This is a genomic window from Bartonella sp. MF74HXZ, from assembly GCF_042194445.1.
Taxonomy (GTDB): Bacteria; Pseudomonadota; Alphaproteobacteria; order Rhizobiales; family Rhizobiaceae; genus Bartonella; species Bartonella grahamii.
Genome location: NZ_JBHIMW010000005.1, coordinates 109139 through 134807, shown reverse-complemented (window position 1 = coordinate 134807; position 25669 = coordinate 109139). Strand labels below are relative to the sequence as shown.

Below are 25669 nucleotides of genomic sequence, written 5' to 3'. Positions count from 1 at the left end.
CAATTGTTGATTGGTTTTCTATGAGCATATCACATCCAGACACTGTTCTTATTATTGACTTTGGTTCACAAGTTACACAACTTATTGCACGACGGGTACGAGCAATGGGGGTATATTGTGAAATTGCTCCTTTTCAATTGGCTTTAGAAGCTGTGCGACGCATAAATCCTAAAGCTATTATTTTATCAGGGAGTCCTTATTCCGTTATTGATGAGGGCTCTCCGCGTGCTCCAATGGAAATTTTTGAGGCGGGTATTCCGATTCTGGGTATTTGCTATGGGGAACAAGTCATGTGTGTTCAGCTTGGAGGAAAGGTTGAAGCTGGACATGAGCGTGAATTTGGGCGTGCTTTTTTAGAAGTGCAAGAAGAGAGTGCTCTTTTTGATGGAGTGTGGGAAAAAGGTTCTCGTTATCAAGTATGGATGAGCCATGGTGACCGTGTGGCAGCTTTACCAGAAGGTTTTCGTGTCATAGGGACCTCAAACGGAGCTCCTTATGCGGCTATTGCTGATGAAAAAAGACATTTTTATGCAGTACAGTTTCATCCTGAAGTTATCCATACACCAGATGGTACAAAACTTTTGCAAAACTTTATTCATAAAATCTCTGCTATTAAAGGTGGTTGGTCAATGGCTTCTTATCGTGAGCAGGCAATTGCTACGATACGACAAAAAGTTGGGAAAAGTCGTGTGATTTGTGGTCTTTCAGGGGGGGTGGATTCATCTGTTGTAGCGGTACTCCTTCATGAAGCCATAGGAGATCAACTGACATGCATTTTGGTAGACCATGGGCTGATGCGCAAGAATGAAGCTGAAGAAGTTCTCACGCTCTTTCGTGATCATTATAATATAGAGCTCATTCACGTTAATGCTGCCGATATATTTCTTAATGCTTTAGAGGGTGAGACAGATCCAGAAAAAAAGCGCAAAACGATTGGTCGCCTTTTTATTGAAGTTTTTGAAGAAGAAACTAAAAAAATAGGAGGTGCAGAGTTTTTAGCACAAGGAACACTTTATCCAGATGTTATTGAGAGTGTGTCTGCTATTGGTAAAACGGTAACCATTAAAAGCCATCATAATGTGGGTGGGCTGCCAGAACAGATGAATATGCAACTTGTAGAACCGTTGCGTGAGCTCTTTAAGGATGAGGTTCGCTTGCTAGGGCGAGAGTTAGGATTACCAGAGCAGTTTATTGGTCGCCATCCTTTTCCAGGTCCAGGTCTTGCAATTCGCTGTCCAGGTACTGTGACCCGTGAAAAATTAGAAATTTTACGTGAAGCAGATGCTATTTATCTTGAGGAAATCCGTAAAGCCGGTCTTTATGACGAAATTTGGCAAGCTTTTGCTGTTCTTCTTCCTGTTCAAACTGTTGGCGTGATGGGGGATGGTCGCACTTATGAATTTGTTTGTGCTCTTCGTGCCGTCACATCTGTAGATGGAATGACTGCTGATTTTTATCCCTATGATATGGCGTTTTTAGGTAAGACGGCAGCACGTATTATTAACGAAGTTAGAGGGATTAATCGTGTTGTATATGATGTAACTTCAAAGCCTCCTAGTACTATTGAATGGGAATAATTAAAATGAAGGATAAGTCTTTTTAAGAATAAAATATGACTGAGGATTTGATATTCGAAAAGTGTAGAAAAAATCATTTAAAAATGATTGTGTATTTTCATATGATGTAAGCCTTTATTTGGCAATCTGTACGCTAATATCGTTTAAAATTGAAAAGTGTGGAATTTTGCATGTCTGAGAAAAAAATTGTTGCACACCGTGGTGGAGCTCATCTTTATCCTGAAAATACTCTTTCGGCATTTAATAATGCTATAGCGTTAGGTGTTGATGAAGTTGAGTGCGACGTCCATTTGCTGAGAAGCGGTGAAGTGGTTGTCTTTCACGACTTCCGTCTAGACCAATTGGTTGGAAAAAATGGGTATATTCACGACATTGATAATGAAACACGCAAACAACTCTGCGTAAAAGGAAGCCAAGAAGCACCTCCCTTATTAGAAGAGGTGCTTGATCTTTTAGCACCAACGAATATCGCATTGCATCTTGAAATCAAGACATGTGGTGAAGTGGAGCGTGAAACAATATTATCCCAAAAAGCGCTTGCGCTAATAAAAAGCCGAAATTTATCAGAACGGGTTTCTGCAATTAGTTTTGATCCTTTGATCCTTCGTCCTTTTATTGAAGCGGGAATACCATCTGGTCCATGTGTTGATAATTTTGAAGGTGATATGTACCTTCATTTTTCTGAATGGAAGCAATTAGGTTATTCTGATCTAAGTTTAGATGGCTCTATTGTTTCACAGGACTTTATTGAATCAGCTCTTGAGGCTGGTTTTACTGTAGGGGTATGGACAATTAATGGAAAAGCTCGGTTATCACATTGGCTTGACATGCCTGTACATTATATTACGACAGATCAACCCGATCTCGCATTGCAATTGCGTGCACAAAGGTAAAAATACATCAATACAAAGGGAACTATATATCCTCATAAAGCTAGCGTAATGAAAGAAGAAAATTATCTAATATATAACAATAATACATTGATTTATAATGATAATTAATGGTTTATTTATGTGGATAAGAGACCTTAATACGTAAGATTTTCTTATTTCAAATCTTTTTACAATGAATCAATTCAAATCATTCGTTTGCACATTACAAGCAGGGTTGGTGTGTGGATAAAAAGTTATTGAGAAAAGAATAAAAATATTCATTTAACGTATTTCAAATGCAAGACTTTTTGAAGCATTAGGGTCTCATATGATGGTGTCGTTTTGCACTTTTATGAAGTATAAAAATGATAGCATACAAAAAGTCTTATATAATTTAGTGGAGAGACTTTATGGCTTATTTTATAGGAGCTATCATGCAATGTAGATGTATTGAAAGATTTTTTTACAGCATGAAAATTGGTAATACAATGTCATTTTGTTTTGCGTGAGGGGCGTGATCTCACTACAGGAAAGGGGACTATTAAGCGCTTCAAAATGATTTTCTTAGTTTTAAGAAAAATTCTATTTGTCTCTTCGTTAAATTCAGTAGCAACATCGTGTTAAAGTTATAAGCCGAGAACTATAAGACAAATAACAAAAGAATAAACAATTCTTTTAAAAAAAAGTAAATCCAGATATTAAAATAGTCATTGAATGACATTTACGATCTATATTTTTACCAATTGACTTTGCTTATTTAAGCCATCTCACTTTTTTCAGATAGCTACAAATGCGTATCTCGTTAATACATCAGAAAGCTTATAAAAGAAAACGAATAAATTTAAACAAATTCATTTGACCTTTTTGTGGTTCCTGTTTAAATGAGAGAATATATTTCTGAAATAAAACTGTCATAGCATATTCATGTGTAATACTATAAATTTAGGGGTAGTTTGTATTCCATCACTTCAGAAAGGGTGAGCCATGAGTCGTTTTTATCTTTCCATAGCGGCCACGGTTGCTATCATAATGTCTACAGCGGGAATAACAGCAAGTTTTGCGCAGACAAAAATCAGCTTTTGGCATTCGATGAGTGGTGAATTAGGAAAGCAAACTGAAAGTCTCATTAACGATTTTAATGCAAGTCAATCTGAGTATAAAGTTGTTCCTTCATTTCGCGGCGAATATGAAGAGGGGTTGATTTCACTCATTGCAGCATTTCGTGGAAAGAAACAGCCAGTACTTGCCCAAATTTATGACGTTGGTACTGGGACTATGATGGCTGCAAAAGGCGCAATCTATCCATTTTATCAACTTATGGCTGATACAAAACAAGAATTTGATCCTACAGATTATTTCCCTGCTATTAGTGGTTATTACTCCGATGAACAGGGGCGTATCATCTCTATGCCATTCAATATTTCAACTCCCATTCTTTATTATAACAAAGATATCTTTAAAAAAGCGGGGCTTGATCCGGAACAGCCTCCTAAAACGTGGCAAGATATAGAAGACTTTTCCAAAAAAATTCTTGAGACTAAAGCGGCAACTTGCGGTTTTACAATGGCTTATGCCGCTCAATGGATTGGTATAGAAAATTTTTCAGCGTTGCATAATGTTCCTTTTGGAACCAAGGAGAATGGTTTTAAAGGACTTGATTCAGAACTTACATTTAATGGACCTTTACAAGTGCGTATGTGGTCTGACCTGAAAAAGTGGTCTGATCAAGGTATTTTCCGTTATGGTGGTCCAGCGGGCGCATTGGATTCAACACCAATGTTTATGGCACAAAATTGTGCAATTTTTATGCAATCTTCAGGATCACATGCTGGAATTGTTTCTGAAGCTCAGTTTGATGTGGGAGTTGGTATGCTGCCGTACTATAAGGATGCAGAAGGAACACCACAAAATTCAGTTATTGGTGGAGCTTCTATTTGGGCGTTCAAGGGACATACCCCAAAGGAATATGCAGGGGCAGCCGCTTTTCTTAAATTTCTTTCAAAAACTGAAAACCAAGCAAAATGGCATCAGAAAACAGGTTATCTTCCAACCACAAAAGCGACTTATGAATTGAGCAAAAAACAACATTTCTATGAAAAAACGCCAGGTGCGGATATAGCTATCAAACAGATTAATCTTAATCCACCAACAGTTAACTCGAAAGGGATAAGATTTGGTAATTTACCACAAATCCGTGCCATTCTTGATCAAGAGTTGGAAGCTGTTCTTAGTGGTTCAAAAACACCGAAAGATGGTTTAGATGAGACCGTTGAACGTGGAAATAAACTCTTGCGTGAATTTGAAAAATCTAATCATTAATCTCGTTTTATTGTTAAACATTAAAGACTCAACAAAAACAGTTGAGTTCTTTTTGTTTATCTTTTTTAAGTCTCTACATTTAAAGAGCCCTACGAATGCAAGAAAAACATGCATATTTTAAAAATAGTCTACTTTCTTACGGACTGCTTTTTCCTCAGCTTCTTGTGACTTTTTTATTTTTCTTTTGGCCTGCTGCTCAAGCAATAAAATCATCTTTTGAGCGTGAAGACCCTTTTGGCTTTACAACAACCTTTATTGGTTTTGAAAATTATCTAACCGTTCTTTCTGATCCTACTTATCTGCAATCACTTCTTACAACCGCAGTATTTTCCATCTCAGTTACTGTCGCTTCAATGACAATATCACTTCTCTTAGCTGTCTGTGTTGATCGTGTCATCCGTGCAAAAAAGGCTTATACAATGCTTTTGCTCTGGCCCTATGCTGTTGCTCCAGTATTGGCAGGTATATTATGGCTGTTTATCTTTCATCCCACTATCGGAATTATCCCTTTTCTTCTCGAGAAAATAGGGGTGCTATGGAATTATCGTATTAATGGCACTCAAGCAATGATTCTTATTGTCATAGCAGCTAGTTGGAAACAAATTTCTTACAATTTTCTCTTTTTTCTTACGGGGCTTCAGTCTGTTCCGCGTTCTCAAATAGAAGCAGCCGCCATTGATGGTGCTGGTCCCTTTAAACGATTTTGGACTGTGGTCTTCCCGCAAATTTCACCAACGACGTTTTTCCTTCTTATTGTCAATGTCAATTATGTTATGTTTGATACCTTTGGTATTATTGATAATACAACTTCTGGAGGTCCTGCGCGTGCAACAAGCATCCTCGTCTATAAAGTATATGACGATGGCTTTAGAAATCAAATAATCGGTGCATCAGCAGCACAATCAACAATATTGATGTTGATGGTTATTGTCTTAACCTTTATTCAGTTTCGCTGGATTGAGCGCCGTGTACAATATTAGGAAGTAAATTATGGTTGAAAATCGCCCTATTTTGAAATTTCTAACCCATCTTACTCTCATTGTTGGCATTATCATTATTTGCTTTCCAGTTTATGTTGCTATCATTGCATCAACCCATAGTTCAGCAGCATTCAACTCAGGAACACTTCCTCTTTTACCTGGGAAGTATGCTTTGGAAAATTATAAAACAATCTTTGGTGATGGCCTTGCACAACTCGGTCTTCCCAACCTCTGGCCACTCTTAATGAATTCACTCATTATGGCTCTTGGGATTAGTATTGGGAAAATTATTATTTCACTTTTGTCTGCTTATGCAATTGTTTATATGCGTTTTCCTTTCCGAAAAACTGCTTTTGTTCTTATTTTTGTTACATTGATGCTCCCTGTCGAAGTTCGTATTCTTCCAACCTATGAGGTTGTTGCGAAATTGGGGATGATTGACACCTATAGTGGAATGATTATTCCACTTATTGCATCTGCAACCGCTACGTTTTTATTTCGCCAGTTTTTTTTGACTATTCCAGATGAACTCTTAGAGGCGGCACGTGTTGATGGTGCAGGTCCAGTTAAATTTTTTAAGGATATTCTTCTTCCTCTTAGTAAAAGCAATATCGCTGCTTTATTTATCATTATGTTCATTTATGGATGGATACAATATCTCTGGCCTCTTATCATCACAACGGATCAAAAGCATCAAACGATCCTTATTATTTTAAAACAGCTTATTGTCGAATCACTTCAACATGATCCTCAATGGAATATACTCATGGCAGTATCGGTTGTTGCCATGGTTCCCCCTGTTCTTGTTGTTATCTTCATGCAACGGCTTTTTATCAAAGGCCTTATTGAAACGGAGAAGTAATTATGGCCATAATCCAGTTATCAAATATAAAAAAACGGTATGACAACGGCATTCTGGTCATTGATGATTTAAACTTAACTGTTGCTGATAAAGAACTTCTTGTTCTTGTCGGTCCTTCAGGGTGCGGAAAATCAACCTTATTGCGTATTATAGCAGGACTTGAACAAGTTACTTCAGGTGAATTATGTATTGATAACGAACGTATCAATGATCGTGAACCAGCTGATCGTGATATTGCTATGGTTTTTCAAAATTATGCTCTTTATCCCCATATGACAGTTCGTGGAAACTTAGAATATGGTCTTAAAAATCGTAAAACTCCTAAAGAAGAAATTAAAAAACGCATCGCACATGCTGCAAAACTTTTGGAGATAGAATCATTTCTTGATCGTAAGCCACGACAATTATCAGGAGGACAACGTCAGCGTGTTGCAATGGGGCGTGTGATTGTACGCCAACCCCGTGTTTTTCTTTTTGATGAACCTCTTTCAAATCTTGATGCAAAATTGCGGGCGCAAATGTGTATTGAAATAAAAACACTACAGCGTTCATTAGGAACGACCAGCCTCTATGTTACCCATGATCAACTAGAAGCTATGACATTAGCTGATAGAATAGTCGTTTTGAATAAAGGAGCTATCGAGCAAATTGGAACACCAATGGAAATTTACGACACTCCAGCAACAACATTTGTTGCTGATTTTATTGGTTCTCCTCCTATGAATTTTCTTGATCGCCATGTCTTAGAACAACATTTAGGGCATTCATTTTCTTATGGCGAAGAAACAGATCTTTTAGCATTCAGACCTGAAATAATCTTATTGGGCGAACATCCAGATAAAGGACCTGTCTTTCACACAAAAATTGAGCTTATCAAGCCTATTGGAACAGGTTGCCATGTTTTAACGCGTTGGAATAATATCATCTTTACGATTGAAATAAAAGAACGCTTGACACACGACTATGGGCAAAAACTAAGTTTCACTGTCGCTCATCAGAATTTTCATACTTTTAACAAAAACACTGGAAAGCGTACAAATAATAAGTAAGCATTAATTGATGTAACACGACTTTCTTTTATGTTGCGTTTCGATTTTCTCGATTGTATTTACAAAATCAGGTTGTAACCGATGGGATTAAAAACAAAATTTTAAAAGTTTTGGTAATGATCCATTGTCCCATGGCGCTGAGAATGTCAAAACATTTATATGAAGAAAATGTGCATTTTCACGGTCTGTGAGAAGAATATTATTTTCAAACTTCAAACATAATAAAATCATTTTCATTATAAAAAAATATCAATATAAAATAACTATTGATTAACTATATTTTTCTCATTTATAAATTTTTTCATAAAAAAAACAATATATTATCATATGTTTCTTGATGTAATAATTTATGTAACTTATAAAAAGTAAATGAGAGAAATAGAGGGAAACAATAATTCACAGATGAGAGGGGATGCGCCCTATATCGTAGCTTTGATCCCTAACATAAGAAGTTTATTTGATCCAAAAAATACGGCGCTGTTCTAAATAGTCTGTACGAGAATAGGCATATTCTATTTTACTGCTGACCATATGATCTTAAATGGTTTCAGAGATCCTATAAGAGGCATCTGTTTTTTTACCAATCACATAAATTAGAGAGAAACCTGCACGCGCATGCTGCAAGTTTATTTTTTCTCATGTAAATCACTATGCAATTCTCAGCGAGGGTATCCGATCAGTTGCAAAAGAAATCATTGAGAGATAGAAGGCGCGCTTGTTTTACAATTTTCATTACTTTTAATGATAAAAGAAGATGAAACACATCTGTAACATCCCATCGATCTTTCTATATTCTTGAGTTAAAAAATTGCCTATAGACCATTCTTAAACATATTTTTATGAATATGACATAAGGGATTGGTGCGAACACCTATAAGAATCAGCAGGGACAAAGACAGTTATCTTGTTGTTTTGCAAAGCATTTTATAAAAGCTGGTATATTTTTTCAATATATTGCCAGTCTATTAATGATTTTATGATATTGCTTTCTTATAAAGTGCGTGCTTTTTTGTTGCTTATAAATCAACCTAAACTTTATACAGCAGTATGTTTGAGACAAATATGAAGACGGCTCAGTGTTGTATTCAGTTTTTGTATATCAGAGTGGAATAAGCTTATCTTCTTATGTAATTTCTAAAATGAGGAGACAGCTTAGTTTAGGGGGAATATGAAAGCAGAAAGATAAAAAATAGTTTCTATCTTTAGCATCATCTTTTAATTTAATATTGCGACTTTCAAAAGCATCTGAGCCAATGTCTCTTACATAATGGAGACTGCGCATTGCCGAACACATTTTTTTATTACGTTCTTTGAATAGAATTACATCTCTTATACAAAACAGAATACCTAAACAGAAGGCTATTAGGTTGTCAATTCACGCACTTGTTTTAAAAATATTTTGCAAGGTTATTCCAACTGTTTTTTCACGCAGTCGTTTATGAGTAGTATAACATAAATCCATTGTGTATCGCCATCTTTATGCTTATAAAAATGCAAGCTGAGTCCATCATCATATTCTCTGCCAGTCTCCAACATTGCAACAATTATTGTGTTGAGACTCTTCATAAGAGGCATTTTTTCTTCAAGTAGTTTTTATTCATACACTCATTCTACTTGCATGTTATAAATGAAGTTGGGTAGATAAAAATACTTTAAGAAAGAGACCCCAAATGCTTCTTATGAATCGTTTCAAGTGTCGAGAGTTATTGTAAAAGACGCGTTGGAAAATAGAATGATGCCGCTGACGATCTGGGCACCATGAGGCAATAAATCCACTTACTTTATCTATCTTAGCATCTATTGAGTATAAATTTCTCTGTAAAAGTAACTTTATTTTATATCAATAGTATCAATTATAGATGTTGGGTATCATTAGTAATATAATCATAGACTTACGATTTTATGAACGCTTTTTTATCTCTTTTGAAGAAAGTTTTAATGTTTTGTGATGGTATCAATGATGGTATTCACATTATGTTCCATCATATCGAGATAAGTTGCTGCAGGGCCATTTTTATTTGACAATGCATCAGAATAAAGAGTCCCACCAATTTTTAAACCTGTTTCTTTTGCAATCTGTTTTATGAGCCGAGGATTAGAGATATTTTCAACGAATAGTGCAGCTGCTTTATTCGCCTTAATTTGTTTGATAAGTTTAGCAACATCGGCTGCGGTTGCTTCAGCTTCTGTTGAAGCACTTTGGGGAGCAAGGATAGTAAAACCATATTCTTTGGCAAAATAGCCAAAGGCGTCATGAGATGTGATAATGATACGCTTATCTTTAGGGATGGTAGCAATTTTTGTTTTCAGGGTATCTTGTGCTATTTTAAGTTTTTGGATGTAGGTTTCGGCATTTTTTTTGTAGCTGGTGCAGGATTGTGGATCGATTTTACAAAAAGCAGCAGCGATATTCTTCACATAGATTTTGACATTGGGAATTGTTTGCCAAGCGTGTGGATCAATAACGCTGTGGTGGTGATGGGCATTATGTTCTTGATTTTTCATTTCGAGGGAGGGAATGTTAGCGCTAACTTTGACAAGAAGTGCTTTTGTACCGCTTGCTGTAATGAGGCGATCAATGAATCCTTCTAAATGAAGTCCGTTGATGAAAATAATTTGAGCATTTCTAAGGGCTTGAGCATCATGGGGGGTAGGTTCATAAGTGTGGGTATTCGCATTGGGACCTACAAAAGTGGTCATAGAGATATGGTTGTCTCCTACATTTTTTACGAGATCTGCGAGAATAGAAAAGCTCGCAACAACTTTGATTTTATTGTTTGCAGAAGCAGAAAATGGAGAAAGGGAAAGCAATAAAGCTCCAAGAAGAACAAATTTTTGAGCAAACTTAGGCACATTTTTTCCTTAAAGTGATGAGGTATAAAAGAGGTGGGGAAACCATGTTACAATAAAGCCACGTGGACTTATTAAGCAGGAAACAAGATAAATAAATCCTGCGGCAATGATGATAGCAGGGCCGGAGGGAAGTGAAAGATGAAAAGAAAGTAGGAGACCACATACGCTAGAAATGATTCCAAAAAGAGTGGAAAGCGCGCAAATAGGGACTAGCCGTGAAAACCAAAAACGGGCTGTAATAGCTGGAATCATCATAATGCCAACGGAAAGTAATGTTCCTAGTGATTGAAAGCCTCCAACCAGATTCAACACCACAAGTCCAAGCAATGAAATATGAATATATTTACTCAACGGAGAGAGTGATTTAAAAAAGAGGGGGTCAAAGCTTTCTAAAACAAGTGCACGCCAAAAAATACAAAGGCTGCATAGTGTAATCAGCATTATAGTAGTGATTAACCAAAGGGCTTGTGCATCAAGTGCAAGAACCGATCCGAATAAGAGATGAAGCAGCTCAATTGTTGAGTCTTTTAGTGAGATAATAATGACACCTGCCGCGAGTGCAATAAGATAAAAGACAGTCATGGATGCATCTTCTTTCTGAAAGCTATTTCGTGAAATTAAAATGGTTGCTAAAGCAACAATAATACCAGCGAAGATGCCACCAAGTGTCATAGATATGAGGGAAAAGCCACAAATCAGAAAAGCAGTTGCAACACCAGGAAGAATGGCATGAGAGATAGCATCTCCTGTCAAGCTCATTCCACGGAGCATCAAAAATACACCAACAGGACAAGCGCTAATAGACAGGAAAATAGAACCGATAAGGGCGTTTTGCATAAATTGGAAATCAACAAAGGGGGCAAGAAAAAATGCATACACGTTTTATAACCTAAGAAAGAGAGGATCATTGACGGGAAGATTTTGTTTTTGTGCGCTAATAGGAAAAGAATTGGATGTGAGAGGTGGCATAACGTGATGAATAGTGTTGTTTAAAAACTGTGTTGTTTCTCCATAAAAGGCGTTTTGTTGATTAATTTGAATCATTTGGGGGAAAAATTCTTGCACGATGAGAGGGTTATGGAGTGCTGTGAGAACTGTGCGTCCCTGCTGTTGCCAGTATGTGATCAGTGCAAGAAGATCTTTTTGGGTCTTATGATCTACACCATTGAAAGGTTCATCAAGCAAAATAATATTGGCATCTTGCACAATGATACGTGCAAAAAGAGCGCGTTGTAATTGCCCGCCTGATAATGTTTCAAGCGAACGAGGTGCGAGTTCTGTAAGCCCAACCATTTCGAGCGCATTTTGAATCTTAGAATCATAAGGGCGCTGGCTTTTCCATAATCCACAAAAAGACCACAGTCCTGTTTTTACAAGCGTTTTCACATCAATTGGAAATGTTTGATCTACATCACATTGCTGAGAAAGATAAGCAATGCGGCTTTTTTTTGGTTTTGTAATTTTTCCCTTAAGAGGTTTAATCAATCCGGCGATGGCTTTTAGCAGTGTCGATTTTCCAGCGCCATTATCACCTGTTATTGCGACCAATGAACCAGCTTTTAACTTCGCTGAAAAGTTCTTTATTGCTATTCTATTTCCATAGCCTAATGTTGTCTTATTGAAGTGCAGATCCATATTTTTTACCATCGTTGCTTATTATTTTGGAAACTATGTAATAATATAACGTTTGTCAATAAAATGTTATATTATTACATAGTTTTGAGGACTGAAAATTTTAGTGTGAAGATCGTGGAAAATTAAAAATAATAATTGAATTCACCTTGACGAAAGAGAGAGAGTATATACTATATATAGTATCAAAATGATTGGTGATTCTAAATAAGCACAAGAGAGGGTGTTAGTGTGTTTCGTTTGGTATCTAAGTTATTTCCATTATTGTAAAGAGTTTATTGACCAAGGGCATAGCAGTATTTTTGCTGAAGGATCTCTTTTGGAAGGATTCCTTTCGTTTTTGTAATTGATTTTTGCCGTAAAAGAGTAAAACAGAGCTCTTGAAAAACGGTAGTTTAGAACGTTAGTTTTTTAGACAGCAGGAGGGAATTGTAATGCAAGAAAAAGATTGTTTTATAACTGGGGGGCTTTGCCATTTAAGTTATAGAATAATCGCTTATTCTCATCATAGTCTTTGAAGTTATTTGATGAGGAATTCTGTTATGTTCAGGAAGCTGTGTACTATTTGAAAATAACCACATGTTTTGCGTACAATTTCTGTTTTTTTGTTATTCTTGAGTACTTATAAAATTATTAGATTGACCCTTTAGGGTTGATTATTTGGAATTGTGAAAGTTGAAGAAAATGTCGATCACTATTTATAGCAAACCATCTTGTGTCCAATGTGATGCTACACGCCGTGCTTTTGATGCAAAAGGCATTCATTATCGCGTTGTTGATATTTCTTGTGATGAACAAGCATACAGTTTTGTTCAATCTCTGGGGTATCGTCAGGTTCCTGTCGTTGTTTGTGGTGAAAATCATTGGTCTGGTTTTAGACCAGATATGATTAGTGGTCTTTGTGCTTAATGGGGCTTATTGTTTATTATTCGAGTGCAACGGGTAATACAGAACATTTTGTCTCGCAACTTGGTCAACGACTCTTCAAAATTGATAAAAGAAAGCCTTCTGCATTGGTTGGTGAACCTTATGTACTGGTTGTTCCTACATATGCAGATGGTGAAGGAAGAGGAGCAGTGCCGAAAGCCGTTATCCATTTTCTTAATGAAGCTGAGAACCGAAAATTAATTCGTGGTGTCATTGGTGGTGGGAATCGTAATTTTGGTTGTTATTATAATTTAGCAAGTAAAATCATTGCTGAAAAATGTTGTGTACCTTGCCTTTATCGTTTTGAGCTGCGTGGAACTGATGAAGACGTTCTTTATGTAAAAAAGGGATTGGAAAGATTTTGGAAACAATTGGTATAGGACAATCGCAGAAATCGGATCAGATTACTGATTATCATGCGCTGAATGCAATGCTTAATCTTTATGATGAAAATGGTCATATTCAATTTGATATGGACCGGCTTGCCGCACGGCAATATTTTCTTCAGCATGTTAATCAAAATACAGTTTTTTTTCATAACCTGAAGGAAAAAATAGACTACTTAATTGAAGAAGGTTATTATGAAAAAGCTTTATTTGAGCTTTATGATTTTTCTTTTATTAAAAAGCTTTTTAAACGTGCTTATGCATTTAAGTTTCGTTTCCCTACCTTTTTAGGCGCATTTAAGTACTATACCAGCTATACATTAAAGACTTTTGATGGGAAACGTTATCTTGAACGTTATGAAGATCGTGTCTGTCTTGTAGCTTTATATTTGGCACAAGGGAATAAAGCTCTTGCTGAAAGTTTTGTGGATGAAATTATTACAGGACGGTTTCAGCCGGCAACACCGACATTTTTAAATGCTGGGAAAAAACAACGTGGTGAATTGGTTTCGTGTTTTTTGCTACGTGTTGAAGATAATATGGAATCGATAGGTCGTTCGGTTAATTCTGCTTTGCAGCTTTCAAAACGTGGTGGAGGTGTGGCGCTTTGTTTAACGAATTTGCGGGAAGCTGGGGCACCAATTAAGCAAATAGAAAATCAGTCCTCAGGAGTCTTACCGGTGATGAAACTCTTGGAAGATTCTTTTTCTTACGCCAATCAGCTTGGGGCACGACAGGGGGCTGGAGCTGTTTATTTGCATGCTCACCATTTAGATATTATGAAGTTTTTGGATACAAAGCGTGAAAATGCTGATGAAAAAGTTAGAATCAAAACGCTTTCGCTTGGTGTCGTTATTCCTGATATTACTTTTGAGCTTGCACGGAATAATGAGGACATGTATCTCTTCTCATCTTATGATATCGAGCGTGTGACAGGTAAGCCCTTTAGCGATATTTCTTTAACGGAGCATTATCGTTCTTTTGTTGATAATGCAAAGATTCGTAAAAAGAAAATAAGTGCACGCGTTTTTTTCCAGACATTAGCAGAAATTCAATTTGAGTCGGGTTATCCCTATATTTTATTTGAGGATACTGCTAATCGATCGAACCCAATAGCTGGGCGCATAAGTATGAGCAATTTATGTTCAGAAATTTTGCAGGTGAGTGAAGCAAGTGAACTGGAGACAGATTTAACTTATCGCACGATTGGAAGTGATATATCCTGTAATCTTGGATCCATGAATATTGCCAAAGCAATGGAAAGTCCTGATTTCGGACAGACCGTGGAATCTGCTGTTCGTGCCCTTACTGCGGTTTCGGATATGAGTAATATTGCCTGTGTGCCTTCCATTGCGAAAGGCAATGCTGAAAGTCATGCGATTGGTTTGGGACAAATGAATTTGCATGGGTTTCTAGCGCGTGAACAGATCTATTATGGGTCTCCAGAAGCGATAGATTTTACCAATATCTATTTTTATATTGTGACATATCACGCCATACGAGCTTCCAATTTGATTGCACGTGAACGTCAAGAAATGTTTGCAGGGTTTGAAAAATCAGCTTATGCAGATGGACGTTTTTTCGAAAAATATATTGAAAAAGAATGGAAACCGCAATTTGCGCTTGTGCAAGAGCTTTTTGCACGGAACAATATTGTTATCCCAGATCAAAAGGATTGGCAGGAACTCAAAAAATTAGTCATTGAGTATGGGCTTTATAACCGTAATTTGCAGGCAGTTCCACCTACGGGATCTATTTCCTATATTAATCATGCCACTTCTTCTATTCATCCAATTGCTTCAAAAATTGAAATTCGCAAAGAGGGAAAAATTGGGCGCGTTTATTATCCCGCTCCTTATATGGATAATACGAATTTGAATTTTTACCAAGATGCTTATGAGATTGGTCCTGAAAAAATTATAGATACCTATGCTGCTGCAACACAGCATGTTGATCAAGGTCTTTCATTAACATTATTTTTTCCTGATACCGCTACCACACGTGATATTAACCGCGCACAAATTTATGCCTGGAAAAAGGGTATAAAGAGTATTTACTATGTACGATTACGGCAAGTAGCATTAAGTGGAACAGAAGTTGAAGGCTGTGTTTCGTGCAGTTTATAGGAGATCATCATATGACAAAGATTACAACCAAAAATCCTGTTGTGTGCGCTGTTAATTGGAATAGATTACATGATGAGAAAGATCTTGAAGTATGGAACCGCTTAACTGGGAACTTTTGGTTACCTGAGAAGGTTCCACTTTCCAATGATATTCCCTCATGGTCAAGCTTAACAGATGAAGAACGTAAATTAACAATTCGTGTTTTTACAGGACTAACGCTTTTAGATACAATTCAAAATACTGTTGGAGCCATTTCGCTTCTGGCTGATGCAATAACAGAGCATGAGGAGGCAGTGTTGACGAATATTGCTTTCATGGAAGCGGTTCATGCACGTTCTTATTCCTCTATTTTTTCAACCCTTTGTTCGACGGTAGAAGTTGATGATGCGTTTAGATGGTCAGAAGAAAATATTCATTTGCAGAAAAAGGCTAGATTAGTACTTGAGCGTTATGAAGCAAATGATCCACTTAAGAAAAAAATTGCTTCGACTTTGCTGGAAAGCTTTTTATTTTATTCTGGCTTTTATTTGCCCATGTATTGGGCCAGTCGCGCTAAGTTGACCAATACAGCAGATCTCATTCGATTAATCATTCGTGATGAAGCAGTCCATGGTTATTATATAGGTTATAAATTCCAATTGGGCTTTGCAAAGCTTGATGAAGCCAAAAAGAAAGAAATTAAAGATTTTGCTTTTAACCTGCTCTTTGACCTTTATAATATCGAGTGCAAATATACTGAAGATCTTTATGATGCACTTGGATTGACAGAAGATGTTAAAATTTTTCTTCATTATAATGCTAACAAGGCTTTAATGAATTTAGGTTTTGAAGCTCTTTTTCCCCCTGAGGTTTGTCGTGTTAATCCCGCTATTTTGGCAGCTTTATCACCAAACTCTGACGAAAATCATGACTTTTTTTCAGGGGCAGGTTCTTCTTATGTCATTGGCAAGGCGGTTGCTACCACGGATGATGATTGGGAATTTTAATGTTTGCATGCAAATAGAAGTGCGCGGGGTATTCCACTTAGATCTTTACGCACTTCTAAACATTGAAAACCATTTTTTTTAAATAAATTGCAGACTTCATTTTCTTGAGAGTAACCAATTTCAACAGCGACATAGCCGTTTTCTTTTAAGTAGTTGGCTGCTTCATGGGCGAGTTTTCGATAAAAATAAAGTCCATCTTCCCCTCCTATCAGGGCGCGCAATGGGTCATGTAAGTGCACTTCTTTTGCAAGTTTTTTGATATCTTGTGCGGGAATATAAGGTGGATTGGAAACAATGAAATCAAAGCGATCTGCGACAGCATCAAACCAGTCGCTAAGAAGAGGTGTGAAGCGGTGTGCTACTTCAGCATTCTTTGCATTTTTTTTCGCTGTTTTAAGGGCATCTTCAGAAATATCGACTGCCACCGCATAGGATTGGGGAATTTGTTTAAGGAGTGTAATGGCAATGGCGCCACTTCCTGTTCCCATATCAAGGAATGTTGTTCTTCCCGAATTTTCGACCTGTTTTTGGAGAAAAGGGAGAACAAGATCTATCAGCGTTTCTGTATCAGGACGAGGTTCTAACGTCTCTTGAGACAATGTAAAAGATATACCATAAAATTCTCGTGCTCCTATAATACGATAGACGGGTTCGCCTGCAATACGCCGTTGTAAAGCCTGTTCTATTTGTATAATATGCTCAGAAGACAGATGCATATCTGGTTTAGAAATTCTTTCAGCAGCATTTATTCCTGTTATCCATTCAACGAGTATTTTCGCATCGAGATCGGCTTCAGCAATTCCTTTCGTGCGCAATTTTTCTTGCATTTGTTGGATGACATTCTTGAAAGAATATTTTCTCAATTATTATCCATTTCCATCAGCAGTGTTGTTTGATGATCTGAGATGAGTGCATGAAGAAGCTCATCAAGATCTCCCTCTAGAATGCGATCAAGCTTATACAAGGTTAGATTAATACGGTGATCCGTGACACGTCCTTGTGGAAAATTATAGGTACGAATACGTTCTGAACGATCACCAGAACCAACTTGGCTTTTACGAGAAGCTGAACGTTCACTTTCCGCTTTTTGTCGTTCGATATCGAATAAGCGTGCCCGTAAAATTTGAAGGGCTCGTGCTCGGTTTTGATGTTGTGATTTTTCTGCTTGTACGACCATAATTCCTGTTGGGATATGCGTGATACGAACAGCTGAATCCGTTGTATTAACATGCTGTCCTCCTGCTCCAGATGCACGCATTGTGTCAATACGAATATCTTCAGGGCGAATATCAATATCAATTTCTTCAGCCTCCGGAAGGACTGCAACGGTAGCAGCAGATGTATGGATCCGTCCACCGGTTTCTGTTTCGGGGATGCGTTGCACACGATGAACCCCTGATTCATATTTCAATTTAGAAAAGACACCTTTTCCTGAGATAGTAGCAATAATCTCTTTATATCCGCCAACTTCTCCCTCACTGAGTGAAATAACTTCTACTTTCCAATGGTGAGCATGGGCATAACGTTCATACATGCGGAAAAGATCACCGGAAAAAAGTGCTGCTTCTGATCCACCCGTTCCTGCTCGAATTTCAACAATAGCGTTTTTTTCATCAGCAACATCTTTAGGCAAAAGCAGAATCTGGAGTTCTTTTTCAAATTGCTCTACTTTTTTATATAACAATGGTAGCTCTTCTTGGGCAAGATTACGCATCTCTAGGTCTGTTTGTTTATCATTGATAATTGTTTCTAATTCTGTAATCTCTCTGTAAAGAGCATTTAATGCGCGTATAGAGGCAATAACGGGTTGTAGTTCTGCATATTCAGAAGCTAATTTGACATATGTTTCAGCATTTGGATTAGTCGTCATTTGGCTTTCAATTATTTCAAAGCGCTTTTCAAGCTGTCTCATACGATCTTGTGGCAAAGAAACCATGATAATATTGGCCTAATTTTTCATAATACAATTTTTATAATATTTTGTTGCAATGATTTTTTGTTATAATGCTGACAGTGAATTACCGTATAGCATCATACAAAAAGGGGTAATAGAGCAAAAATTTTTTTTTTGCCAATGGAAACTATTATATCTTAAAGGTAAATTTTTATAAAACTTGATTTACTTGAGGTATTTTATCTAATGATATATAATCACTTTTTTAAGAGTTTTTTTTTCCGTAAAGTTCAAGGCGATGGTGAATAATATCATAGCCAAGGGATTTTGCAATTTCCTCTTGCAGCTTTTCAATAACATCAGAATGAAACTCGATAACTTGTCCTGTTTCTATATCAATGAGATGATCATGATGTCGCCCATCTGCTTGCTCAAAACGAGATGGACCACCACTAAAGCTATGGCGATGAATTGTTCCATTTCCTTCTAATGTTTTCATGGTTCGATAAACAGTTGAGAGTGAAATACTCGAATCTATTTCGTTTGCACGCTGAAAAATTTCAAATGCATTGGGATGATCATTTGTATCAGTCAAAATATCAAGAATAACTCGTCGTTGACGTGTTACTCTTAAACCAGCTGTGCGCAATTCTTGCTCATAATTTCGCTTTTTATTCATTTTCATAGTTTGCTTTTCAAACAAAGGCTCCATGACAGTGTTTGTATTTTTTCTCTGAACCGCAAGGACAACGCTCATTACGTCCAACTTTTCCCCATGTGGTTATATCATTAGGGTCACGATTTTGTGGATTAACAAATCTATTTTCTTGTGATCGTGCCCATAAGGTGGGAGCATTTTCTTGACTTTTATCATTAAAGACAGAAGAAGCAGCATCAGTTTGCTCAGGCATGGTCGGTTCTGTAGGTTGTTGAATGATTTCAAAGCGCATAAGCTTAGAAGTGACAATTCGGCGCAAATTTCTCAACATACTTTGAAAGAGTTCAAAAGATTCTGTCTTATATTCATTGAGCGGATCCCGCTGCGCATAACCACGAAAACCAACAACAGAACGCAAATGGTCTAAACTCACCAGATGTTCACGCCATAACGTGTCAATAGTTTCGAGCAATACTGCCTTGTGAAAATAAGCCATAACTTCTGGAGAATAGCGTTCAGTACGTTCATTTTCAAGTTTTGTAACAGCATCTGATACACGCTCCAAAATTTGCTCCTCGGCAATTCCATCTTCTTTTGCCCACTCTTCTACTGGAAGCTCAAGATTAAAGAGTTGTTGAAGTTCTTCTTCGAGAGTTTTTACATCCCATTTTTCAGAATATGTCCCTGATGGAATACAAGCCTCTACGAGATCCTCTACGACTTCATTGCGCATTTCAAGGATCATTTCTGATAAATCATCTGCGTCCATGATCTCCATACGCTGTTCAAAAATAACCTTGCGTTGATCATTCATGACATCATCATATTTTAACAGATTTTTACGAATTTCAAAGTTTCGTGCTTCGACCTTTTTTTGTGCTTTTTCAAGGGCTTTATTAATCCATGGATGGATAATAGCTTCATTTTCTTTCAATCCAAGTTTTTGCAGCATACCATCCATACGATTGGAGCCAAAGATACGCATAAGATCATCTTGAAGAGAAAGAAAGAATTTTGAGCGACCTGGATCGCCTTGGCGACCAGAACGTCCACGAAGCTGGTTATCAATACGACGGCTTTCATGACGTTCCGTCGCAATGACGTAAAGACCACCAGCCGCTAAAGCTTTGTCTTTAAGCTTCTGAACATCTTTTTTTATTTCTTCAATTTTAGCTGTCCGCTCTGGACCTTCGGGGATATCCTGTAACTCTTGTCGGATGCGCATTTCAACATTACCACCAAGTTGTATATCCGTACCGCGTCCTGCCATGTTGGTTGCGATGGTGAGAGCTCTAGGAACTCCTGCTTGCGCAATGATGTATGCTTCTTGTTCGTGATAGCGAGCATTTAAGACTCTAAAATCGGTAATGCCTTCTTTTCGCAAACGCTCTGCCAATTGTTCTGATTTTTCAATAGAGGTTGTTCCAACAAGAATAGGCTGTTCTTTTTCGTGTGCTTGACGGATATCACGCACAATTGCCCGATATTTCTCTTCTGCTGTTCGATAAATTTCATCATCTTCATCAATACGTTGTATTGGCAAATTTGTAGGGACTTCAACAACGTCAAGACCATAAATATTTCTGAATTCTTCGGCTTCTGTTGTTGCAGTTCCAGTCATTCCAGATAATTTCCTATACATACGGAAGTAATTTTGGAAAGTGATGGAAGCAAGTGTCTGGTTTTCTGGTTGAATAGCAACATGCTCCTTAGCTTCTAACGCTTGATGAAGTCCTTCAGAATAACGCCGCCCAGGCATCATTCGCCCTGTAAATTCGTCAATAATAACGATTTCATCATTGCGAACAATGTAATCTTTATCGCGAGCAAACAGTTTATGAGCTTTTAGAGCATTATTGACATGATGAACGATAGCGACATTTTCTATGTCATAAAGGCTTTCACCTTTAAGATGTCCAGCCTGTTCGAGCATTTTTTCAATTTTTTCAGTACCAACTTCGGTAAAAGTCGTTGTTTTTTGTTTTTCGTCTATTTCATAGTCTTCTGGAGTTAAGGCAGGAATAAATGTATCAATAAGGTTATAGAAGTCAGTACGATCTTCTAGAGGACCAGAAATAATAAGGGGTGTACGGGCTTCATCAATAAGAATCGAATCAACTTCATCAACAATTGCGTAATGATGTCCACGTTGGACCATTTGACTACGATCGAAGGCCATATTATCACGCAAATAATCAAAACCTAGTTCATTATTTGTGGCATAGGTGATGTCGCATGCATAGGCCTCTCGGCGGGCATCACTATCAAGATCATGAAGAATCACGCCTGTTGTAAGCCCTAGAAAACTAAAAATTTTCCCCATTGTTTCAGCATCACGACTGGCGAGATAATCATTTACTGTCACAACATGAACGCCTTTACCTTCCAATGCATTGAGATAAATTGGTAAAGTTGCCATTAATGTTTTACCTTCACCAGTACGCATTTCAGCTATGCCACAGTCGTGAAGGACCATTCCACCAATAAGTTGCACGTCAAAAGGACGCATGTCATAAACACGTTTTGCGGCTTCACGAACAGTTGCGAAAGCTTCTGGTAAGAGCAAATCAACACTTTCACCTTCACTAAGACGTTTACGAAAGGCATCTGTTTTTTGGCAAAGCTGCTCATCACTTAATTTTACAAATTGTTCTTCCAAAGCATTAATTTGTGCAACTTTTTGGCGGAGTGCTTTGAGACGTCGCTCATGAGCTGAACCAAAAAACTTACGGGCAAAAACACCTAAACTGACCATCTCTGGCCCTTTCTTTTAATTGTTGTCACTCTTGTTGGGTAATTCATACGCTTTCCCCATACTCTACATTTTCTTCAAGTTATCTGATATGATTAGAGACATCATGAAACGCAGATGGTACCATTATACTTGTTGGTGTGCAATTTTTCACTTTAATTGTAAAGTAGAGATAAGAGGCTAAGCGCTCTATGTCAACTTTAGGTACGCTATTTAACTGATACAATACAAAGTAATTTAAGATACAATATGTCATTTTTCTCTATTATCATGTTTTCATCTGCATTAGATAGGATTGGAGCAACTCAGATAAAAGGACAATTTTATACTTTTTTAAAATAAAATTACTAATTTATTTCTCTATGTTTAAAGGTTAAAGTGTTATGGTAAAGAAAATTGGAATCTTGAACCTGCCTTCATTTTTAAGGAGTATATTTATGAAATTTAACTTTATCACGCTTTTTTTAGCATCAACTTTATTGGCAAGTACAAGTTTAGGGGTGAGAGCCCAAGAAGGTTTGAATTCATCGTCGAATGATTTAAAGACTTTGGAGAAAGCTTCTGAAAAAGCCGTTTCTCCTTCTCATGTTATGGCGGTTATTGATGGGAAGAATATTACAGCAGGCCAATTAGATGATTTAGCGCTTGAAATAAATCCTAATTTAGCACGTTTTCCTGATGAACAACGCCGTATGATGGTTCTGAAAGCTTATTTAGATATGCAGGCACTTGCAAAAGCAGCAAGAAGCAAAGGTCTTGATAAGACAGAAGCTTACGATAAACGTATGGCAGTCATGCGTGACAATGTTCTTCAACAGCTTTATTTTAAACAGGCGATTGTTGACAAAATCTCGGATACTGATTTGGAAGCTCTTTATAAGCAAGAAGTCGCTGCTTTACCTAAAGAAGATGAGGTTAAAGCGCGTCATATTTTGGTCAAAACGAGAAAAGAAGCAGAAGCTATCATTAAGCATTTAAATAAAGGCGAAAATTTTGAAGAGATTGCAAAGAAAAGTTCAACAGATGGTTCTGCTGCCGTTGGGGGTGATCTTGGTTATTTTAGCCATGGTCAAATGGTCAAGCCTTTTGAAGATGCTGCATTTGGTTTGAAAATTGGCGAATACACTAAACAACCCGTTGAAAGTCCTTTTGGTTGGCATATTATTAAATTAGAAGATCGTCGTTTGAAACAACCTCCTGCATTTGATGATGTTAAAGAGATGTTGCGGACACAGCTGATAAAAAAGCGCTATCAAGAACTGATTGTTGATTTGCGTAGCAAGATGGATGTGAAATACCCTGATCCTAATGTTACAAAAATCATGGAATCGCTTCATCAAAATGGGACGCTACTTCCCGATGAGACATCAGATGAAGAAGATACAGAATAGCTAAGAAAAATAAGTGGATAGCCTCTTTAATAGATAATTTGCTAGGTTAGTTTTGTTTAAAAAGCCTAGCAGTTTTCTATGAGGGGTTATTGATTTGCAATCATTTCATTTATTTTTACAGAGAGCATATTGTGGTTTTGAAAATTTCTCCTTTGTCGCCTCAAAAGATCCAGGAGCTTTCTCCCTTATCTGGGGTACGGATAGCAACAGCTGAAGCTGGGATTAAATATAAAGATCGTACAGATCTTCTTTTCATCATATTCGATAAGCCAGTGAGTGTGGCCGGTGTTTTTACCCGTTCAAAATGTCCGTCTGCTCCTGTAGAGCATTGTCGTGCATCGCTTCCTCATGGGGTTGCGAGGGGTGTTGTTGTGAATTCTGGAAATGCAAATGCTTTTACAGGAAGCAAAGGAAAGCACACAACCAATGAAATCATCTGTGCAGCAGCAAACGCTTTAAAGGTTAGAGGAGATGAAATTTTTATAGCTTCTACGGGGGTTATTGGTGAACCAATGGATGCATCGGGTATTGTCAATCTTTTACCAAGTATGGCAGAGACAGCAGAAGAGGGAAATTGGTTGGAAGCTGCAAAAGCCATAATGACAACGGACACATTTCCAAAACTTGCGACGCGCACTTTTGACTGTGGGGGAGAGAGTGTTACCATTCATGGAATTGCAAAAGGTGCTGGTATGATTGCACCCGATATGGCGACAATGCTGTCGTTTGTGGTTAGTGACGCTACTATTTCTTCGGATGTACTCCAATCCATGTTATCAGAGGCAGTTGAGGGTTCTTTCAATTCAATTACTGTTGATAGCGATACTTCAACTTCAGATACGCTTATGTTGTTTGCGACAGGAAAAGAACATTTCCCATGTCTTACAAGTAAATCTGATCAGCGTTATGGAGTTTTTGTGAAACAATTGAGTGCACTTTTGCATGAACTTGCACTACAAGTTGTTTGTGATGGCGAAGGTGCTCGTCATTTAATTGAGGTTAATGTGATGGGTGCTACAACAAACAATGCAGCTAAAACTATTGCTTTATCAATTGCAAATTCACCGCTCGTAAAAACGGCTATTGCTGGTGAAGATGCGAATTGGGGGCGGGTCGTTATGGCAGTTGGGAAGGCCGGTGTTGAAGTCGATCGTGATCTATTGACGATTTGGTTTGGTGAGCATCGTGTGGCCGTGAATGGCGTACGAGATCCTGAGTATTGTGAAGAGACAATAGGTACTTATATGCAAGGTAAGCACATCACAATTCGTGTTGATATCGGTTTGGGTAAGAGCACGGCGACGGTTTGGTCTTGCGATTTAACAAAAGAGTACGTTATGATCAATAGTGATTACAGAAGTTAATGAATGGATGTACTCTCTATATTTAACTGCCGATTATTTTTTAAGAGAATGAGATATGTGAGTTCTTTTTGAGGTAAGGGAATATACTAGAAAGAGACAGTTATCTTTATATTCTCATTGGAGAGTGATATGTGTATAAAAAGTTCCCTTCTTCTTGTTGTTGCATGTGCACTGTTAGATCAAAATAATCGTGTTTTGCTTACCAAGCGTCCTGAAGGAAAATCGCTGGCTGGTTTATGGGAGTTTCCTGGTGGAAAGGTTGAGCAAGGTGAAACTCCAGAAATTTCATTGATTCGTGAACTAGAAGAAGAGCTTGGTGTGTATGTTCAGGCAAATAATTTATTACCTTTAACGTTTGCAAGCCATAGCTATGCAACATTTCACCTCTTGATGCCGTTGTATCTTTGTTATCATTATGAGGGAGTTGCGCAAGGACGAGAGGGGCAAAATTTAGAATGGGTTTTTGTTAATGATCTTGATAAATACCCTATGCCTGATGCTGATAAACCATTGGTTCAGGTATTGAAAAATCATCTTCTTTAATGTGTTATAAGAAGAAAATATTGTTTAAATATAATTCAATATATTGATTTAAAATGATAATTTATATTTTTTATGTTGAATGTAAAAGTCCAGAGTCGTAATTTTTTTTCATTTCAAATCTGTTTTATATTAAATTAACCAAAACCATTCTTTTGTACGTTCCAAGCGGGGAAAGTCATGTGGATAAAATTATTTAAGAAAGAAATAAAATACGGGCTGAAAGAACACTCTCCAGTAGCCAAGGGTCATCGTAACATTGAGAATTGGCAAAGTGTATAATGATGCCTTTTCACGCGTATCATTGTGAGATGAGTTTGGATGCACTGAGAGATATCAGGAGTATTTATTTCATGAGATATCGATAATGGGAAAAATTTCAAAAAATGCTTTAAAAAAGAACGCTTTGTATTTGTTGTTAGAGATCGTTTTACATGACCAAAAGCTTAAATTATTATTGTAATACATGATTATATAATAACATATTTTTTTATAACCATA

At 37.3% G+C, this 25669-nt stretch carries 20 protein-coding genes; 13 read left to right on the top strand and 7 right to left on the bottom strand.

What is annotated here, in order from left to right; translation table 11 throughout:
* Nucleotides 1-20 precede the first annotated feature (20 nt).
* The 6 genes from guaA (at nt 21) to ACFIJ8_RS05980 (ending at nt 7659) form a co-directional block, all read left to right on the top strand.
* A complete protein-coding gene (guaA, locus tag ACFIJ8_RS06005; RefSeq protein WP_208438601.1) occupies nt 21-1577 on the top strand; it encodes a glutamine-hydrolyzing GMP synthase in 1557 nt (518 codons plus the stop codon).
* A gap of 170 nt (nt 1578-1747) precedes the next feature.
* Nucleotides 1748-2470, top strand: a complete 723-nt coding sequence (locus ACFIJ8_RS06000) for a glycerophosphodiester phosphodiesterase family protein (protein ID WP_012754599.1) — start codon at nt 1748-1750, stop codon at nt 2468-2470.
* Nucleotides 2471-3433: 963 nt separating this feature from the next.
* Entirely contained in the window at nt 3434-4768 is a 1335-nt protein-coding gene (ugpB, locus tag ACFIJ8_RS05995; protein ID WP_273787774.1) for a sn-glycerol-3-phosphate ABC transporter substrate-binding protein UgpB, read from the top strand.
* Between the two features lie 95 nt (nt 4769-4863).
* Nucleotides 4864-5748: a sn-glycerol-3-phosphate ABC transporter permease UgpA gene (gene ugpA / locus ACFIJ8_RS05990; protein WP_012754601.1), complete on the top strand. Its 885-nt coding sequence runs from the start codon at nt 4864-4866 to the stop codon at nt 5746-5748.
* A gap of 10 nt (nt 5749-5758) precedes the next feature.
* Nucleotides 5759-6610, top strand: coding sequence for a sn-glycerol-3-phosphate ABC transporter permease UgpE (ugpE, locus tag ACFIJ8_RS05985; RefSeq protein WP_273787775.1), 852 nt, complete (start codon nt 5759-5761; stop codon nt 6608-6610).
* A gap of 2 nt (nt 6611-6612) precedes the next feature.
* Nucleotides 6613-7659, top strand: coding sequence for a sn-glycerol-3-phosphate import ATP-binding protein UgpC (locus ACFIJ8_RS05980; protein ID WP_273722528.1), 1047 nt, complete (start codon nt 6613-6615; stop codon nt 7657-7659).
* Between the two features lie 1935 nt (nt 7660-9594).
* On the opposite strand, the gene ACFIJ8_RS05975 is transcribed toward ACFIJ8_RS05980, so the two are convergent.
* From ACFIJ8_RS05975 to ACFIJ8_RS05965, 3 genes are read right to left on the bottom strand one after another with little or no spacing between them, the layout of a single operon-like run.
* Entirely contained in the window at nt 9595-10512 is a 918-nt protein-coding gene (locus ACFIJ8_RS05975; RefSeq protein ID WP_375639205.1) for a metal ABC transporter solute-binding protein, Zn/Mn family, read from the bottom strand.
* A 9-nt stretch (nt 10513-10521) separates the two neighbouring features.
* Complete coding sequence (locus ACFIJ8_RS05970) at nt 10522-11391, bottom strand: metal ABC transporter permease (RefSeq protein WP_375639204.1); 870 nt, start codon at nt 11389-11391, stop codon at nt 10522-10524.
* 3 nt (nt 11392-11394) lie between these two features.
* A complete protein-coding gene (locus ACFIJ8_RS05965) occupies nt 11395-12147 on the bottom strand; it encodes an ABC transporter ATP-binding protein (protein ID WP_375639203.1) in 753 nt (250 codons plus the stop codon).
* Nucleotides 12148-12828: 681 nt separating this feature from the next.
* Between ACFIJ8_RS05965 and nrdH the strand changes: the two genes are divergently transcribed.
* The 4 genes from nrdH to nrdF are packed head-to-tail and all read left to right on the top strand — an operon-like array spanning nt 12829 to nt 16569.
* Nucleotides 12829-13053, top strand: a complete 225-nt coding sequence (nrdH, locus tag ACFIJ8_RS05960; protein WP_005774163.1) for a glutaredoxin-like protein NrdH — start codon at nt 12829-12831, stop codon at nt 13051-13053.
* On the top strand, nt 13053-13451 hold the full coding sequence (nrdI, locus tag ACFIJ8_RS05955) for a class Ib ribonucleoside-diphosphate reductase assembly flavoprotein NrdI (protein WP_012754607.1): 399 nt from the start codon (nt 13053-13055) through the stop codon (nt 13449-13451). Before nrdH ends, nrdI begins: the two co-directional genes overlap by 1 nt.
* Nucleotides 13433-15583: a class 1b ribonucleoside-diphosphate reductase subunit alpha gene (gene nrdE / locus ACFIJ8_RS05950; protein ID WP_375628524.1), complete on the top strand. Its 2151-nt coding sequence runs from the start codon at nt 13433-13435 to the stop codon at nt 15581-15583. The genes nrdI and nrdE overlap by 19 nt, the downstream gene beginning before the upstream one ends.
* 11 nt (nt 15584-15594) lie before the next feature.
* Entirely contained in the window at nt 15595-16569 is a 975-nt protein-coding gene (gene nrdF / locus ACFIJ8_RS05945) for a class 1b ribonucleoside-diphosphate reductase subunit beta (RefSeq protein WP_012754609.1), read from the top strand.
* On the opposite strand, the gene prmC is transcribed toward nrdF, so the two are convergent.
* The 4 genes from prmC to secA all read right to left on the bottom strand — a co-directional run bounded on the left by prmC (nt 16566) and on the right by secA (nt 21876).
* The gene (gene prmC, locus ACFIJ8_RS05940) at nt 16566-17432 is read right to left on the bottom strand and encodes a peptide chain release factor N(5)-glutamine methyltransferase (RefSeq protein ID WP_375639202.1); all 867 of its coding nucleotides are present in this window, start codon (nt 17430-17432) and stop codon (nt 16566-16568) included. The genes nrdF and prmC overlap by 4 nt on opposite strands.
* The gene (gene prfA / locus ACFIJ8_RS05935) at nt 17429-18505 is read right to left on the bottom strand and encodes a peptide chain release factor 1 (RefSeq protein WP_375628528.1); all 1077 of its coding nucleotides are present in this window, start codon (nt 18503-18505) and stop codon (nt 17429-17431) included. The genes prmC and prfA overlap by 4 nt, the downstream gene beginning before the upstream one ends.
* A 223-nt stretch (nt 18506-18728) precedes the next feature.
* Nucleotides 18729-19220 (bottom strand): Fur family transcriptional regulator, encoded by a 492-nt coding sequence (locus ACFIJ8_RS05930; RefSeq protein WP_375639201.1) that lies wholly within the window; start codon nt 19218-19220, stop codon nt 18729-18731.
* Nucleotides 19159-21876, bottom strand: coding sequence for a preprotein translocase subunit SecA (gene secA, locus ACFIJ8_RS05925; protein WP_375639200.1), 2718 nt, complete (start codon nt 21874-21876; stop codon nt 19159-19161). The genes ACFIJ8_RS05930 and secA overlap by 62 nt, the downstream gene beginning before the upstream one ends.
* Before the next feature lie 434 nt (nt 21877-22310).
* Here secA and ACFIJ8_RS05920 point away from each other — a divergent pair, with 434 nt between their 5' ends.
* From ACFIJ8_RS05920 to mutT, 3 genes are all read left to right on the top strand, one after another.
* Nucleotides 22311-23264 carry a peptidylprolyl isomerase gene (locus ACFIJ8_RS05920; RefSeq protein WP_273787784.1) on the top strand — a complete coding sequence of 318 codons (954 nt, stop codon included), beginning with the start codon at nt 22311-22313 and terminating at the stop codon, nt 23262-23264.
* 131 nt (nt 23265-23395) lie between these two features.
* Complete coding sequence (argJ, locus tag ACFIJ8_RS05915; protein WP_273787785.1) at nt 23396-24628, top strand: bifunctional glutamate N-acetyltransferase/amino-acid acetyltransferase ArgJ; 1233 nt, start codon at nt 23396-23398, stop codon at nt 24626-24628.
* Between the two features lie 129 nt (nt 24629-24757).
* Nucleotides 24758-25171: an 8-oxo-dGTP diphosphatase MutT gene (mutT, locus tag ACFIJ8_RS05910; protein ID WP_012754616.1), complete on the top strand. Its 414-nt coding sequence runs from the start codon at nt 24758-24760 to the stop codon at nt 25169-25171.
* Nucleotides 25172-25669 lie beyond the last annotated feature (498 nt).